Origin of the sequence: Scardovia inopinata JCM 12537 (assembly GCF_001042695.1) — a bacterium.
Taxonomy (GTDB): Bacteria; Actinomycetota; Actinomycetes; order Actinomycetales; family Bifidobacteriaceae; genus Scardovia; species Scardovia inopinata.
In genome coordinates this window covers 40,378-56,541 of the sequence record NZ_AP012334.1, presented here as the reverse complement: position 1 = coordinate 56,541, position 16,164 = coordinate 40,378, and the positions used below count along the sequence as shown (strand labels likewise).

Here is a 16,164-nt window from a genome sequence, read left to right as displayed (position 1 = left end):
CCTTCCAGTTCCCCGTCGTGAGAAAGGCTTTGCAGGGGATGCCGGGAGCTGTTTCGGTCTCTGGCGGCTTGCTTGGTAGCCCTGCTTAGGCTTCCTGGATCTCCTGGCGGCCTTCCTGAGCCCAGAGAGTGTGGAAGGTACCGGGCTTATCAACCCGCTTGTAGGTATGAGCTCCGAAGAAATCACGCTGCCCTTGGATCAGGGCCGCAGGCAGACGGTCAGACCGCAGGCCATCGTAGTAAGACAGGGAGCTGGCAAAAGCAGGAACCGGAATACCGGCCTGAGCGGCCGCAGCTACCACACGGCGCCAGGATTCCTGGGCATTTTCAACAGCTTTCTTGAAGTAATCATCAAAGAGAAGGGAGCTGAAGGTCCTGCCAGAATCATATGCATCAGAAATCCGGTTCAGGAACTTGGCCCGAATAATGCAGCCTCCGCGCCAAATGCGGGCAACAGCCCCTAAATCAATATGCCAGCCATACTCCTGGGCGCCGGCATTGATCTCATCAAACCCCTGGGCATAAGCCACGATCTTGGAAGCATAGAGGGCCTGACGAACAGCCTCGACAAAGGCTTCCTTCTGATCATCTGTCAGGTCAATGGTTCCATCAGGACCAGCCAGAGGATTCCGGCGGTTCTCCTGACGCTGTTCTTTTTGTCCAGATAATCCGCGGGAAAACACGGCTTCAGCAATACCGGTCACAGGAGTGGCCAGGGAGAGAGCAGTCTGCACCGTCCAGGTGCCGGTTCCCTTCATGCCGGCCACATCAAGAACCACGTCCACAAAGGGCTTGCCGCTTGCAGCATCAGTGTGGTGCAGAATGTCAGAGGTGATCTCTACCAGATAGGAATTCAGCTCGCCCTTGTTCCACTGATCAAAAATATCTCCGATTTCCTTAGGGGTAAGTCCCAGGCCACGGCGAAGAAGATCATAGCTTTCACCAATAAGCTGCATATCAGCATATTCAATGCCGTTGTGAACCATCTTAACAAAGTGCCCGGCACCGTTCTCCCCAATGTGGGTCACACATGGTTCCCCTTCTGCCTTGGCAGCGATCGATTCAAAAATCGGCTTCAGATAGTTCCAGGACCAGTCGGTTCCACCGGGCATCATGGACGGTCCCTTCAAAGCACCTTCCTCACCGCCGGAAATACCACAGCCTACAAAATGCAGACCGTGCTCGCGCACATTCTTCTCCCTGCGCATGGTATCTTCAAAGTAAGCATTTCCTCCATCGATAATAATATCGTCCGGTTCAAAAATTCCCAGCAGATCATCAATAACGGCATCAGTTGCCCGGCCAGCGGTGATCATCAAGATAACCTTGCGGGGCTTGGCCAGAGAATCAGACAATTCCTGAAGAGTAGCTGCGGGGATAAATGAGCCTTCTGCCCCGTACCGCTTCATGAAGTCAGCAGTTTTATCAGTATGACGATTATATACGGCAACAACATTGCCCTGATGGGCCAAATTCCGGGCAAGACTGGCGCCCATAACTCCCAGGCCAATCACGCCAATATTTGCCTTCTCGCCGTCTGCAGCAGTGGATGTCAGTCTTGGTGCTGCACTTGTTTCTACCATAAGGACCTCCTACTAGTCGCTGTTCTCATTCTAATGAAAGCAGCGGAAACAGAAAACTCTTATTCTATTTTTCGGCTGTGAGAAATTTTATTCAGCTGCGGCAGACGAGCCGGCAGACGAGGAGTTGACAGCTGGGGAGCCGGCAGCTGAGGAAGTAGGCGAAACCTCATCCATTTCCTCGGTGTCGTTCTTGTGCTTCTGTGCCTTTCGGACAAGAATCTCATCCAAAGTAATCGGTCGCTTGGTTTTGCGCAGGGCAACCTGAGTCAAAGGAGGAATAGGCTGAACCTGAACGAAGAGGGGCTGAACCTCAATTCTGGGGTTAAAAGCAGCCAAACCAAACCACTTGACCGGAGAACCCGCCATATGGCGGATAGCATACTTGATTCTCAGAGACAGAGCTCCCCTGACATCCACTTTAGATTCAGGCATTAAGGCTTTGTGAATCAGCACATAGTTGATAGTGCCAATCTGTGGATCGTTATCTACCTTAGGATAAATGGTTTCCTGAGGAGGCAGGGTCCCCTGATCAATCAGCTCATGCATGATCTGATGCAGATAGGTGGATACATTTTGATTCACCTTGAATCCCAACCGCATTCGAACTCGGAAAAGAAAATCCGTGCCGAAGTTTTCTACCGAATATTCCCGGGTATAGGGAGCATCGGTCACCTGAACCGATACAGCCCACCAGGCGTGAGCCCTCTTGGGATGATCTGCAAAAATGGAGTAGAAAATATCGGTATCGAGACGACGGAGTTCGCTGTCCGAGGTTAGATAAACCAAATTATCTGCATACAAAGGAACGGATTTATCTTTATGCAGAATATTCAGGGCAGGCAGGAAGTCTTCAGGCGACATGTGCCGGCGCTGAGACCGCTCAATCCTGGTGCCTGTATCCCAGGTATACATGATGGTAAAAATCACGATAGTCAAGATGGTGGTAAACCAGCCGCCGGTGAAGAACTTAGAAAGGGAAGAGATGAAGAAGAGGGATTGAATAGCTAAGAAAACCACCCCAAAGATCAGGGCCAGGACCCGTCTCTTCTGGGCATACCACATGTAAGCCATGAGAAGAACGACAGTGGTAATCATGGTAACGGTCAGGGCCAGGCCGTAAGCGTTGGTGATACGTTCAGAATTCTGGAAAATCATGAGCACCACCAGGGTTGCCGCGCAAAGGACAAAATTCACTGTAGGGATATACAGCTGACCCCGGGTCCTGGCTGGGTACCGAACCTGCAGGTGAGGCATCCAGTTAAGGCCGGTAGCTTCCGAAACCATAGTGAAAGCGCCGGTAATCAAGGCCTGCGAAGCAATTACGCCTGCTGCTACTGACAGGATAACGGCAACGTAGCGCAGGGTGGGATTAATGGTCTGGAAGAAGGGGTTGACATTGGGAGCAGACCAGAGGGCCTTGTTGTTCTGGTTGCGGATCATCCAGGCTCCCTGCCCAAAATAATTGAAAATCAGGCAGATAAAAATAAAGGGCCAGGTGGCGTAAATATTTCCTCTGCCCACATGGCCCATATCGGAGTAGAGGGCCTCAGCACCGGTGGTTGCCAGAAAAACAGTTCCCATGATAGCCAACCCAGCCCTGTTGGCACCATTCAGATTCAGCAAGTATTCCAGACCATACCAGGGGTTAAGAGCAGCAAAAATAGACCAGTCGTTTCCAATGGCAATGATTCCCACCACAGCCATGAAGGTGAACCAGATAGCCACCACTACCCCGAAAACCCGGCCAATCCGTTCTGTTCCCCGGGACTGAACAGCAAAAAGAATAACAATAATGATTACAGTAATAGCCAAAGTTAGCTGGGGATTAACCGTAAACACATTTTCAAAAGCCCGCAGGGTCCTTAATCCTTCCACAGCAGAAGAAATAGAAACAGCCGGGGTCAAAACAGAGTCAGCTAAAAACGCAGCCCCACCAATCATTGCTGGGATCCACAACCATTTGGCAAAGCGTTTGACCATGGAATAGAGGGCAAAAATACCGCCTTCACCCCTGTTATCAATCCTCATGGCAATAAGTACATACTTGACAGTAGTGATAAGGGTAATAGACCAGAAAAGCAGGGAGAGCATACCCAAAACAGAAGTGCGGTCAACATAGCGGATCCCGCCCTGGCCGGAAACAAATGACTGAGCCAGGTAGAGAGGAGAGGTTCCGATGTCTCCGTAGACCACACCCATAGTGACAATGCACATTCCCAGAGAAATCTTATCGGGAGAGGCCTGAAGCTTATGCCACCAGCGGCCAAGGGGGGTGCGGGCCCGGGCATTCTTCAGTTCAGCTGATTTACGCGCTTCCTCCTTAGCCCGCTTTTTCTCCTCCACCTCCTCAGGAGAGATAGCCTGATCGGAGATGACAGGAGCGCTGGCAATCCCCTCACTAGGAATAATCGGTCCGGTCTCATCCAGGGCGGCGGCAACAGCCGCAGGCTTGGCTTCCTTGGAAGCCGGAGAAATCTTTTTGGATCCTGTTGAAGAACCCTCCTGAACCCCATCTCCTGTTGCGGAAGCGGTCACCGCCCGAGCAAGGCTGGTATCGTGCACCAGGTGGCGAAGACCCTTATCGCCAGCGTCATTCGAACTCACAGGAGAATCTGCCTGGTTCCGGGAATCAGACCCACCCTCACTGCTGCTGTCAGCAATAATCTGTTGGAAAGACTTCCTGCCCTGCTGCATCATATAAACTCCACCTATCTGCGCCAGACCATCCGGCATCTGTCAGCGTGTTTTGCACCTAGAGATAATCAACCCGCTACTTTATCACGGTATATACACAATCGGCAAAAATACTGCATTGCACCAGGTCTCCGGAAGTCAAAAACTCCCAATCACAGACCTCCAACCCACAGGCAACCCACAGGCAACCCACAGGAGTAATCAGCGGCCCTGGACAGGAAGATGATAGACTCTTCTGGTGTTCCCTTCTACCAATTCAGCCAGAGCTTCCAAGGGCATATCCACAGTATCCGCCATGGAAGCCAGGGTATAGGGGATCAGGTAGGGGGCATTGGTTCTTCCCCGATAGGGCATGGGAGATAAATAGGGAGCGTCTGTTTCTACCAGGATGTGATGCAGATCTATAGTTTGTAAAGCCTGACGAATCCGATCATTGCCTTTGTAAGAAACAGTCCCGGAAAAACTCAGGTACCAGCCCTGTTCCCGGGCAATCTGAGCAATTTCAGGGCCAGCGGAATATGAGTGGAAAATAGTGCCCTCAGGAGCCTTATCTTTCAGAAGGATTGAAACAACATCTTCATGAGCATTCCTGTCATGTATCTGCAGGGGCAGACCCAATTCTTTAGCCAGGTCTATATGGGCTCGAAAAGCATCAATCTGCAGGCGGCGGGCTCGGGGCCCCGTCCGGTAATAGTCCAATCCGGTCTCCCCTATGGCAACCACCAAGCCCTGATTGCTTCTGGCCAGCTGTTCCACCCGAGACAGAGCTTCATCGAAAGACAGATCATGCCAGGGCTGATATGTAATTTCCAGCCCATCAGGACCAGGGTCCCCATGATGCCCATGAAGAACAGCCTCATTGGGGTGAATCGCCAGGGCTGCATAAACCTGTCCAGAATGAGCCAGGGCCAGATCCACAGCTGCCTGCAGATGAGGGAGTTCACAGCCCACATCAATAATTCGGCCAACCCCTGCCGAAGCGGCCTGAGAGAGAAGCTGGTCAGGACTGTAAACGGGGACTGGATTCTGTCCCCGATCCCTGGCCTGCTCATCCATCTGCCGGGAAAACCCCACAACTGATACCAAGTGAGTGTGGTTATCCGTTACTGGGACAGGCAGGGCCGGGGGAGATGGGGCCCAGGATCTGTCCCTATGCTTTTTCTTAGACATGCTGATACTTCTTATGAGTTATGCCAGCGCAGATTATTCCTATTCTGCTCCTGAACCGGCAGGAATCCGGCCCCAGTCAGTAGGTCATCCCCATGGCTTCCCGAACCTGGTCCAGGGTTTCCTGAGCTATCTGATTGGCCTTCTTATTGCCTTCGTGCAGGATATCTCGAACATAATCCATGTCAGCAGCCAGTTCCTGCCGCCGCTGCCGGTGAGGAGCAAGGAATTCATTGACCGACTGGGTCACATACTGCTTCAGGGCCCCAGCACCGGCATTGCCGATATCTGAAGCAATTTCCCGAGGATCGCGGCCTGTAACCAGGCCGGCTGTTGTCAGCAGGGCAGAGACCTGAGGACGGTTCACCGGATCGAAAGTAATCATGCGCTGCGAATCTGTGGGACTTTTTTTAATAAGCTTGGCAGTCTCTTCAGCGGTAGCCCCCAAGAAGATAGCATTTCCGTATGATTTGCTCATTTTGCGGCCATCAAGGCCAGGAATCTCCGAGGCATCAGACAAAATGGCGGTGGGCTCAGTAAACACAGGTTTTGTGGGGGAATACCGTTCATTAAACCGGCGAGCTATGGTCCTGGTAATTTCTATATGAGGAAGCTGATCTTTGCCAACGGGGACAACGTTCCCCTTGCAGAATAGAATATCACAGGCTTGATGAACCGGATAGGTCAGGAGGAGACCGGTTAAAGCATGACCGGAAGCTTCCATTTCGGATTTCACAGTAGGATTGCGGTGCAACTCAGCCTCAGTCACCAGGGAAAGGAAGGGAAGCATAAGCTGATTCTCAGCGGGAACAGCCGAATGGGCAAAAATCATGGTTTTAGTGGGATCAATTCCAGCAGCCAGATAATCCACCACAAGATTAAGAACATTATCTTCAATATGTTCAGTAGTATCCCGGTCTGTAATCACCTGATAGTCAGCAACCAGAATATTAGTATGAACGCCCAAGTTCTGCATACGGACTCGCTCTGTTAAGGTTCCAAAATAATGCCCCAAATGCAGGCGGCCCGTAGGCCTGTCTCCGGTCAGCATAATGAATTTCTCTGGCTGAGCATTAAGTTCAGCCAGAGTCTGATCAGACCGCCTTTTAGCTGCTTCATAGCTGGCGCTGATTTTATTTCCCGCCGCAGTCACCTGTTTTTCCTTGTCTGCCATGAGTCAGCTCCTTATAAAATTATAAAATTAGGGCAGCAGAATAAATCCGACACCCTCAGAAACGTAAAAATCTGGTCAAGATGATGCTCTCATCATAAAAATTTCTGCAGACAACCATAGTTCGTGGTATCCTACTTGATGATGATTATATACGTATCACAGTAGCCAAGTTGGCAAAGGAGTTTTTTTATGGGCCGGGGACGTCAGAAGGCAAAACAAACAAAGATGGCTCGAAAACTCAAGTATATGACCACAGATACGGATTACAACGAGCTGGAGAAAGAGCTGTCATCCCAGGAAGCCGAAGAAACTGAAAAGGACGACAGGCAGGAAGACAGTATAAGCCAGACAGATAAGAACAGTCTGCGGGAAGATGACACCACTCCTGATTTGGATGATTATGCTGCCTGGGCAGCCGAGGCCGCCAAAAAAGCTGAATCTCAGGCTGCTAAAAAGCCTGTTCCGCATAAGCCCTTTCCCAAGATTCCTATGCCCAGTGCTTTAAAGCCCAAACCTAAGTCCAAGCCCAAGCAGGACTAAACTTTAGGTTTCACTTTAGGCTTCAAGCCTTTATACGTCGTACCGCCAGCTGCGGTCGGTCAGGATTCGAGCTAGAGCCAGGCCAATTGGTAGGCAAACTACCACGAGAACCGCCCTGAAAATCCAATTAAGAGCTGCCCCTGAGTTCAGCTGGCCCAGGTAATAGACGGCCTGATACATATACAGTCCCGGAACCATAATCACAATGGAGGGAACGGTCAGAGTAATACGGGGAAAGCCATACTGCGGCTCGATCAACCCATGCCGGACCGCAATCCTCCAGGCAGAAGCCAGGAGTCCTGCTGCCAAGGCTCCCAAAAAAGCAGCAGCTTCAATGGGAGTATGCCAGTAGTCAATGATTTCCAGGCGGAACGTGTCTGCCAAGGCACCAATCACTGCCGCTACACAGGCCATCCGCTGAGGAGAATTAAAGAGGACGGAAAACCCCCAAACTCCCCCAAATGCAGTGATGAAGCGCAGAATTAACCTCAGCCAGGGGTTCATGGAAAATTCGGCAAAACCTCCTGGAGTCAGATGAACAACGTCAGCCACAGCCCAGGCAGCTAAAGTAGCGGCAGTGATGATAGCCAAAAAATACACAGCCCGCTGAACGCCGGAAGAAATATCCAGTTTGGCAATATCCAGACCCCCGGTAATGAGAGGGAAACCAGGCACCACAAAAAGAATAGCCCCAATGTATGCAGTATCGTGAGCCAGGGCAGCTGGATAGAACATGCCCAGAAGACGCAGAGAACCAATGCTGACAAAGGCTGCGATTACTACTGCGAGGGCAGTCACAAAAAACTGATTCATATGGCGGCCGTTCAGCCGGCTGCGAACAAACTGACCACAGCCAGCTCCAATAAAGGCAGCGGCCATGTCTATTGGTCCTCCCCCCAGGAGAAAAGTAAAGGATGCGCAGGAGACCGCTGCCGCCAGTACCTGCAAGGCTAAGCTATAAAGGTGGTGACGGTACTCGATGGCGTCCAGACGCTCATGAATCTGGCGAACAGTGACAGGGGCGGGTCTAACGGTTCGGACAGATTGGCCGGGCTGAGCAGGATTGCAGCCTTCCGCAGCCGGAGCTGAAGCATCCCCCCTGTCGGCATCGCCGATAATATCAGGGATGGGGGCAATACTGCTTTTCTTTTCATTGGTCAGACGGGCAATAAAATTCTGGGAGGCATCAGCAGCCCGGTGGTACGTTCCCCGCCTTCCCAAGCTGACGCTGAGCCAATCGGTAAAATGTTCCATAAGCCAAATCCGCTCGGTATTAACCCCCACGGTAGGCAGATCAACCACCTCAGTTACCCTGTACGTCCCGTCAGAGCAAGAGGCTTCAATATCGGTTAAGTTAACATCTGCCCGCACGTAGACCCCCATTGTGGCAGCAATGCGATCCATGAGCTCTCGAACCCGGAAGCTCCCTGTTCCGCTGGCCAGGTCAAGAGCCCCTGCCCGTACAATCACGCTGGCTTTGGCGGGCAGGCCAGCTTCAGTCACCGATTTATCAAGGTCGGCTACCACGTCATCCATGTCGAGGGGGATGGAATGACTGTGAAATCTCCGGTTGTCGAGCAGTCCTCTCTGACGGATGTTTTCTTTGCTGTACTTCTGCCTATATTTTCTCGCAGAGTTGCTTATAAAATCCTTGAATCCCACTCCTTCATTGTGAAGCCTTGTGACGACAGGCCGGGAAGTGATTATAATGAGCTCTTATGACTCAGACACCAGCCTCTTTCGACCGGGCTGCAACCCGAAAGCAGCTGTTCCATCTGGCCGTTCCCACTTTTGGTCAATTGATTGCAGAGCCTGCTTTTGTTCTCATTGATACTGCCATTGTGGGCCATATTTCAACCAGTTCCCTGGCCGGTTTGTCTGTGGGATCGACCATTATCCTGACTGCTCTTGGCCTCTGCAATTTTCTTGCTTACTCCACCACCTCCCATGTGGCCATACTGATGGGAGCCGGCAAGGTCAGGGCGGGTCTACGATCAGGTATTAACGGTATGTGGCTGGCCCTGGGAATTGGGTTGATTCTTGCAGCCGGCCTCTTTGCCGGAGCCAGCCCCCTCTGTTGGGCGATTGGGGCGAGGGGCCAGGATCTGACTCAGGCTGTCATCTATACCAGGGCTGTAGTCCTGGGAGCTCCGGGAATGCTGTTGGTTTATGCGGTAAATGGTATTTTTCGCGGCTTACAGAAAGTAACCGTTACTTTGTGGGCAGCAGTGGGGTCAGCCGCCCTGAACACACTGCTTGATTTTGTCTTTATTTTTGGGGCTCACCTGGGAGTACTTGGTTCAGGTTTGGCCACCTGCCTGGCCCAGTGGGCTATGGGTCTCTTCTTGTCTGCCCTGGTCATCCTGCACGCCCGGGTTCGATCAGTACCGCTGAAACCATCAAAGGAAGGTCTGGCACAAAACATAGGCGATGGATTCCCCTTGTTTATCCGAACTCTAGCTCTGCGGGCAGCTATGGTAGCTACTGTCATGGCCGCTGCGGCCATGGGGACCCAGGTCCTGGCCAGCTATCAGGCTGTTAACTCTGCCTGGAATTTTGCCCTTAACACCCTGGACTCAGTTGCCATTGCAGGCCAGGCTCTGGTAGGCAGGTCCCTGGGAGAAAAAGATACGGTTACCACCCGTTATCTGACTTCTTTGATCGCTCAATCCGGTGCCTGGCTGGGGGTCCTGGTCGGTCTGATTTTTTTCTTCCTTGGTTTGTGGGGGCCAGCTTTCTTCAGCCCTGTTCCCCAGCTGCAGCATCTGATCAGTATCTCTATGATGGTCCTTGCCCTATTTTTCCCTCTGCAGGGCTGGATGTGGGCTTTGGATGGGATTCTCATTGGAGCCGGAGATTTTGTTTATCTGGCTAAGGCCTGTTCTCTGGCAGCTTTAGGCCAGTTCCTTGGCCTGACCCTTATGCAAGCCAGCCTGCGTCTGTTCCAGGTCCAGTCTGAAGAAATAAAGATTGTACTCCTCTGGCTGGTTTTCAACCTTATCTTTATGGGTCTGCGGGCTGGTACCAATGGCCTGCGGGCGAAGAAAGGTGTTTGGATGCTGTCAGCTATAGAAAAATCAGAAAAGAAGAACTATTAATAAACTGCTACCCAGGAAACAGCAGCCTGCCCGCTTAATCTCCTAAGATTCCATCTACGAATGATTCGGGATCGAAGTCAGACAGATCGTCCGGCCCCTCTCCCAGCCCGACCAGCTTGACAGGCACTCCCAGAGCCTTCTGAACAGAAATGACAATGCCACCCTTGGCTGAACCGTCCAACTTAGTCAGGACAACACCGGTGATGCCTATTGCTTGAGAAAAAACCCGGGCTTGTTCTAGCCCATTCTGGCCAGTAGTTGCATCCAAGACCAGAAGAACTTCATCGACAGGCAGGGTCTTTTCGGTCACCCGGCGGATCTTGCCCAGTTCGTCCATGAGATTAGCCTTATTCTGCAACCGGCCTGCTGTATCAATAATGAGCACATCGGCGTGACTATCCCGGGCTTTCTGCGCAGCTTCAAAGGCAACAGAGGCAGGATCGGCTCCCTCATGGTCACTGCGTACAACAGGAACATTGATGCGGCTACCCCAGGTTTCCAGCTGATCGGCCGCTGCTGCCCTGAAAGTATCGGCAGCGCCAAGGATAACGCTCTTCCCCTCGGCAACAAAAAGCCGAGCCAGCTTACCAGCTGTAGTCGTTTTTCCAGATCCGTTGACTCCTACCATGATGATGGCGGATGGGACAGTGGAATCATCCTTCTGCCGGTGGGCTGCAAGGGATCGATCCATGGTGGAGTCTACCAGATTCAGGAGTCTGGAGCGTAACATGGAACGAACCACTGCTGGATCTTTCTGGCCTGTTATACGGGCATCAGTTTTAAGCTGATTAACCAGGTCTTCGCTGGTATCAGCCCCCACATCAGCAAGAAGAAGAGTATCTTCCACATCTTCCCAGTCTGATTCAGACAGATTATCCCTGGTGAGGATAGAAAAGAGGACTTTTCCGAAGGGATTGGCGCTGGCCGCAAGTTCGGAGCGCAGTCGGACAATGCGAGACTGGGGTTTTTCAGGAGCTTCGAGTGTTTCTAAAACCGATGCTTCCTGTGGGGCTGCTGCTGACGGTGGATTAGCTGAGCTCTCAGAGGCCTCCGACTTTGCACCACCTGCTTCTGCTGGTACAGCGCCTGTTTCTGCTGGTAACTGAGACCCTGGAATTTGCTCTTGCCCTGTCTGCTGTTCTTTCTGCTTCCTAACGCCTGAATGCTTCACACCTACAATGATCCCGGCAGTAATAGCTGCCACGAGAAGAAGGGCCACCAGGGCTATGACAATAATTGTCTCAGTGCTCATTTCTCTGTCTCCTTACACTGTGCAGGTCTCTTACCTGGGAAATCGTGTAATATCAAAACTTATCCAGGTTATCATATCGGACAATTCTGTCGAAAGTGCTGGAGAATTCCTCATCAGCAGAAGCTGTGGACCCATCTGTACCAGAAGAAGCAGAGTCATCTGGACGGCTTTCCTTATCTGCCGATGCCCGATCGTGAGCCCCTGTTCCCGGCTCAACTGCCCTGACAGATACAGCTGTCGATCCCTTGCCTAAATAAACCGGTGACTCCATTGTTGACTCAGTCGATACCTGTTCCCGCTCCTGTCGGGCCCACTCATGAACCCCGGGCTGAGGAGCAAAAGACATTGGCTGTCCCGCAAGGCGGCCAACCTGGTTATCGGACTGATTGTCACTGTCATCGCTGTCTATATGCTCAACAGACCCAATACCGGAAGATAAACCGGTCCGCTTAGAATCACCCTGGGCTCGCCAGAGGACATAACCGAGTACTGCCACCACCACAAGCACCCAGAAGATGATTACAAAGAGACCGTTCATACTTTGTATTGTACCCACCTATCCATAAGTAATCCATAAGTAGGCGCCCATAAGGGGGATTCATCCATGAGACTTTTTACATAACCCCGCTGGAAGCGCCAATATCCATCAACCACTGGCGAATATCAGTGCACTCATCCAGGCTGACGGAGTGATCCAAAGGAGCATATTCTCTCATTTTCAGATACGTATTTTCCTCCAGAAAGGCGGCCAGAGCAGATGACTCAAATTTAGCAACCACCTCATCCTTCAGTCCATAACCATAGAAAACAGGCGGAGCCAGAGCCGTCAACTCCTTGTCTGCCGGAGCGGTACCATCAACTATAGCCGGGGCAAGGAAACCGGACAAGCAGACAGCAGCCGTATATCGCCGGGGATTGAGCCGTAAGAGGTGAACAGCCAAAGCCCCGCCCTGAGAGAAACCGAAAGGAAGAACTTTCCTCTCCGGGGGGATGGATTCCTCCACCCATAAATCAATGGCCCTGGCAGCCTGAAATATATCTCTATCCAAATCTTCTCCAGTAGGAATTGATTCATGAAACCAACTGTAGGCGCCTGGCTCATTATTCCAAGAAGAGGAAAGGTCAATCCCATCCATACCGGACAGAGGATCCTGATCGTGAGGATCCAGAAGTGTCAGAGGAGCTCGAAGGGAGGCATAGTCGCTGAAAGGAGAAATATAGCTGCTGAAAAAATCCGCAATATCCTGCTCGTTGGATCCCCACCCATGCAGGAGAAGAAAGAGAGGACGGCGGGGATTATTCAGGCCTCGTCCCCTGGACCAGAGCACATCTTCCACCCGGACCGGATCACCAAAATGCCCCCTGACCACATGTGATTCACCGCCGGGATCAATATCCCTGTAATCTGCCATAGTGCTACCATAGCAGTTCTTGACGATTGTCTTTGTCTAAAAAACTGGTCTCTCGGCTAACCATGACCGGCCTGAATACCGGAAGACAGGCGGCATAAACTCAGGCAAAACTTGGCACCGATGATTCCCGTTCATGGTTGCAACATAGCCAATTCAGAAATTTTCAAGCTTTTTCAGTAAACTAAAAGCAGAAAGTTTTTTAAGATAATGAAGCTACCGGCCTGAGTCCCCATTCAGCCGGAACAAGACAATCAAGGATACCAATTATGCTTCTTTCTGACCGCGATATTAAGCAAGCACATGATCAGGGCAGAATCAACCTCACTCCTTGGACTGAAGAAATGGTTCAGCCTGCCTCGATTGATGTTCGGCTCGACAGATTTTTCCGAATTTTTAATAATTACAAGTACACATATGTGGACCCTGCAGAAAATCAGGGGGATCTGACTCAGCAGTTTGAAGTTGACCCCGGCCAGCCCTGGATTCTTCACCCTGGCGAATTTATCTTGGGCTCGACCTGGGAGTATGTCAAGCTGGACCCAACTATCGCTGCTCGCTTGGAAGGCAAGAGTTCCCTTGGCCGTCTGGGTATTCTGACCCACTCCACAGCTGGTTTTGTGGATCCCGGTTTTGAGGGTCATATCACTTTGGAGCTGTCTAACGTGAGCAATCTGCCAGTCAAGCTGTGGCCTGGAATGAAAATTGGACAAATGTGCTTCTTCGATCTGTCCTCGCCTGCACAATTCCCTTATGGAAACGGAAAAAATGGTTCCCACTACCAGGGTCAGCGGGGACCAACTCCTTCCCGATCCTATGAGAATTTCTACCGGGCAGACGTGAGCAAATAAACAGACACCAGCAAGTAAACTGCTTGTGACATACTAAGAGCATGGCTTACAGGATTCACTATAGTCAGACCCGGGCAAAGTATCCTTCATCGGTACACCCTGTGCGCACCATTCTGCCACAGGCCATGATTACCGTCGGTCTGATTGTTGCTTTTATTGACATGTTAGCTTTGGGAACCTCAGCATCAAAACCGCTGGATACCGGAGTTGTCCGCACCGTTGCAGCTTTCCGTTTTGGACCTATGGTACTTCTGTCAAAAATCTTTACTTTCCTAGGCTCGACCACAATGACTGTGCTTTGGGTAGCCTTGGCTGCTCTCGCATTCTGGCTGACCAAGCATAAAGTTCAGGCTGCATTTATCGTCTGCTCCATCGTTGGATCGGGAATTATCACCTGGATTCTCAAGCATATCGTCAACCGGCCGCGGCCGGATATCAATTATCAGGTTGGCAAAGTGGAAGATCCCTACTCCTTCCCTTCAGGGCACACTCTTAATTCAACTGTTTTCTACGGAACATTAGCCCTTATTGCCCTGTATGCAACCATAACTACGGCACAAAAAATCCTGATTACTGTCCTCTGCACTGTGATGCCCCTCATGGTCGGTTTTAGTAGGATTTACCTGGCTCAGCATTGGGTAACAGATGTTCTGGGAGGCTTAGCAGTAGGTCTGGCCTGGTTGGGCTGTGTTGCCCTGGCTTATGCCTGGATTGCCAAACGCCAGGAGGAAAAACCTGAGGCAGACGCGCACATAAGCGGCCGACAGGCACCAGGCGGGCGCAATATAAACGGACAGAAGGAAGCGAGGCCGCATACTGCCCGGCATATTCACAGCAATCTCGAGCATTCTGGAGATTCCCACCACCCCCAGTATATTTCTTCGGGAAATACAAATAATTAAAAAATCCTTCCCCTGCGATGACCCCTGCGGCAACCCCTGCCAGAGAGCCGATCATAGAGGTTTGGACCAAAAAATATCCTCCTTCTATCTGGAAAGACAAAACTGAAAAGACAAGATTCGATAAAGGAAGACCAGCTATCTGCGACATCTGTTGGGAATATCGGAGAAAAACAAGAGCAAGCCGATCAGCAGAGAGAATATCAGGGATTCATAACTGACTGCCGAATCGAGTGGAAACTGCCAAAAAAGGAACTGTCGAATCGCCATTTAAACCGACAACAGAACAAAGAAAAATGTAAATAAAAGGGAATGCTTCACCAAGCCGGGGGCTGCTCCATCTTGAGGCCACAATGCCCATGCCGGCCAGGCAGAAGAAGGTTCGAGCCGAGGCAAAACAAGCGAGAGCAATTTCCTGATTAAAGGTGCATATTAACCCCTCCAGAACTATTACTGCCGTCAAAAAACAAGAGCAAGAGCATCAGCAATAAGAAGATTCCGGGCAGAGGTAAGCTCCAACAGCATATCTCTGCCAAACTCGTGGACAGAAACAAAAACAGATAGATTTTTTGCATTTTCCGGCCAAACACAAACCGTGACTGACTCTGCCCGCTGACAAACAGTTGCTGTCGTTCTTGCTTCCACTGGAAAATCTTCAAAATCTTTAACTAGACCATAAGCAGGGAATACTGCGATTAAACCAACGGCAGTAGCAATAGCAGCAGTCTTTCCTATCTTCAGCGCAGGTGCGGCTGTCCGTTGATTACGAATAACCGCCCAATCAATACATAAAAACCCCACAATACAATTGTGTTCCGCTTAGCCTCAACTAGTTATTAACTTAGGACATTTGTCCTGATACGCTCGCTATCTACCTCGCGGGGAGTGAAAGTCTCTGTCGTTGCGCCAAAAATAACCCCGCAGCAAGGAAGGAAGCCTTCCGGCAGCTCCAGAGCGGAAACCAGATCAGGATTCTGATTCAAGGCAGCAACGGCTCCCCAAATATAGCAGGCTCCTAGCCCCTGATTTTCTGCTGCTAACACCATATTGTGAGCAATAATGGCTGCACCTGAATAAGCCACATTCCCTTTCTGCTCAGGATCTTTAGCGCTGACCAAGACTAGTTCCGGAGCACCGTAAAGAGGATGAGCATCAGGCTTACCAAGCATTAATGCTGTTGCCAGCTCAATCTGCTTGAGTATCTGTGGATTTTTTATAACAGTCAGATGAAAATCTTCGAACCGCCCCATACCAACCGGAGCAAGCTCGGCAGCACGAAGAATCCGACTCTCCTGTGAACCAGGTACCGCTTCACCTGTGTATGTACGAACAGATTTTCTACTTTCCAATAATTCATATGCATCCATTGCATACCTCCCTATTGGCAATTTTATTAATGGTTTAGAGCTCAAGCTGCCAACCATAGTACCCTTATTGTAGTCGCTCTCTTGCGAGAGAACAACTTTTTTTCTTCTGCTTTTTCTCCTGCCTACTCTTC

14 protein-coding genes are annotated in these 16,164 nt (G+C 50.9%); 4 read left to right on the top strand and 10 right to left on the bottom strand.

Annotated elements, in window-relative coordinates:
- Positions 1–85: 85 nt before the first annotated feature.
- The 4 genes from gndA to trpS form a co-directional block, all read right to left on the bottom strand.
- A complete protein-coding gene (gndA, locus tag SCIP_RS00210; protein ID WP_048349239.1) occupies positions 86–1,582 on the bottom strand; it encodes an NADP-dependent phosphogluconate dehydrogenase in 1,497 nt (498 codons plus the stop codon).
- An 87-nt stretch (positions 1,583–1,669) separates the two neighbouring features.
- Entirely contained in the window at positions 1,670–4,315 is a 2,646-nt protein-coding gene (locus SCIP_RS00205; protein ID WP_081442780.1) for a KUP/HAK/KT family potassium transporter, read from the bottom strand.
- Positions 4,316–4,477: 162 nt separating this feature from the next.
- The gene (locus tag SCIP_RS00200; protein ID WP_006292472.1) at positions 4,478–5,446 is read right to left on the bottom strand and encodes a TatD family hydrolase; all 969 of its coding nucleotides are present in this window, start codon (positions 5,444–5,446) and stop codon (positions 4,478–4,480) included.
- Between the two features lie 76 nt (positions 5,447–5,522).
- On the bottom strand, positions 5,523–6,617 hold the full coding sequence (gene trpS / locus SCIP_RS00195) for a tryptophan--tRNA ligase (RefSeq protein WP_006292471.1): 1,095 nt from the start codon (positions 6,615–6,617) through the stop codon (positions 5,523–5,525).
- A gap of 189 nt (positions 6,618–6,806) precedes the next feature.
- On the opposite strand from trpS, the gene SCIP_RS00190 reads away from it, so the two are divergent.
- Positions 6,807–7,157: a DUF3073 domain-containing protein gene (locus SCIP_RS00190; RefSeq protein WP_006292470.1), complete on the top strand. Its 351-nt coding sequence runs from the start codon at positions 6,807–6,809 to the stop codon at positions 7,155–7,157.
- Positions 7,158–7,187: 30 nt separating this feature from the next.
- Here SCIP_RS00190 and SCIP_RS00185 read toward each other — a convergent pair whose 3' ends face one another.
- Entirely contained in the window at positions 7,188–8,693 is a 1,506-nt protein-coding gene (locus SCIP_RS00185) for a threonine/serine exporter family protein (RefSeq protein WP_006292469.1), read from the bottom strand.
- Between the two features lie 182 nt (positions 8,694–8,875).
- On the opposite strand from SCIP_RS00185, the gene SCIP_RS00180 reads away from it, so the two are divergent.
- The gene (locus SCIP_RS00180) at positions 8,876–10,255 is read left to right on the top strand and encodes an MATE family efflux transporter (RefSeq protein ID WP_006292468.1); all 1,380 of its coding nucleotides are present in this window, start codon (positions 8,876–8,878) and stop codon (positions 10,253–10,255) included.
- 34 nt (positions 10,256–10,289) lie between these two features.
- Here SCIP_RS00180 and ftsY read toward each other — a convergent pair whose 3' ends face one another.
- The 3 genes from ftsY to SCIP_RS00165 all read right to left on the bottom strand — a co-directional run bounded on the left by ftsY (position 10,290) and on the right by SCIP_RS00165 (position 12,919).
- The gene (gene ftsY / locus SCIP_RS00175) at positions 10,290–11,507 is read right to left on the bottom strand and encodes a signal recognition particle-docking protein FtsY (RefSeq protein ID WP_040590370.1); all 1,218 of its coding nucleotides are present in this window, start codon (positions 11,505–11,507) and stop codon (positions 10,290–10,292) included.
- Positions 11,508–11,559: 52 nt separating this feature from the next.
- The gene (locus SCIP_RS00170) at positions 11,560–12,045 is read right to left on the bottom strand and encodes a hypothetical protein (RefSeq protein WP_040590369.1); all 486 of its coding nucleotides are present in this window, start codon (positions 12,043–12,045) and stop codon (positions 11,560–11,562) included.
- A 76-nt stretch (positions 12,046–12,121) separates the two neighbouring features.
- On the bottom strand, positions 12,122–12,919 hold the full coding sequence (locus SCIP_RS00165) for an alpha/beta hydrolase (RefSeq protein ID WP_006292465.1): 798 nt from the start codon (positions 12,917–12,919) through the stop codon (positions 12,122–12,124).
- A gap of 266 nt (positions 12,920–13,185) precedes the next feature.
- Between SCIP_RS00165 and dcd the strand changes: the two genes are divergently transcribed.
- Both dcd and SCIP_RS00155 read left to right on the top strand, forming a co-directional pair.
- Positions 13,186–13,767, top strand: a complete 582-nt coding sequence (dcd, locus tag SCIP_RS00160; RefSeq protein WP_006292464.1) for a dCTP deaminase — start codon at positions 13,186–13,188, stop codon at positions 13,765–13,767.
- Positions 13,768–13,808: 41 nt separating this feature from the next.
- On the top strand, positions 13,809–14,669 hold the full coding sequence (locus SCIP_RS00155; protein ID WP_115672856.1) for a phosphatase PAP2 family protein: 861 nt from the start codon (positions 13,809–13,811) through the stop codon (positions 14,667–14,669).
- Between the two features lie 456 nt (positions 14,670–15,125).
- On the opposite strand, the gene SCIP_RS00150 is transcribed toward SCIP_RS00155, so the two are convergent.
- Together SCIP_RS00150 and SCIP_RS00145 are read right to left on the bottom strand one after the other, a co-directional pair.
- Positions 15,126–15,467 carry a hypothetical protein gene (locus tag SCIP_RS00150; RefSeq protein WP_006292462.1) on the bottom strand — a complete coding sequence of 114 codons (342 nt, stop codon included), beginning with the start codon at positions 15,465–15,467 and terminating at the stop codon, positions 15,126–15,128.
- Between the two features lie 35 nt (positions 15,468–15,502).
- Positions 15,503–16,033: a nitroreductase family protein gene (locus SCIP_RS00145; protein ID WP_006292461.1), complete on the bottom strand. Its 531-nt coding sequence runs from the start codon at positions 16,031–16,033 to the stop codon at positions 15,503–15,505.
- Positions 16,034–16,164 lie beyond the last annotated feature (131 nt).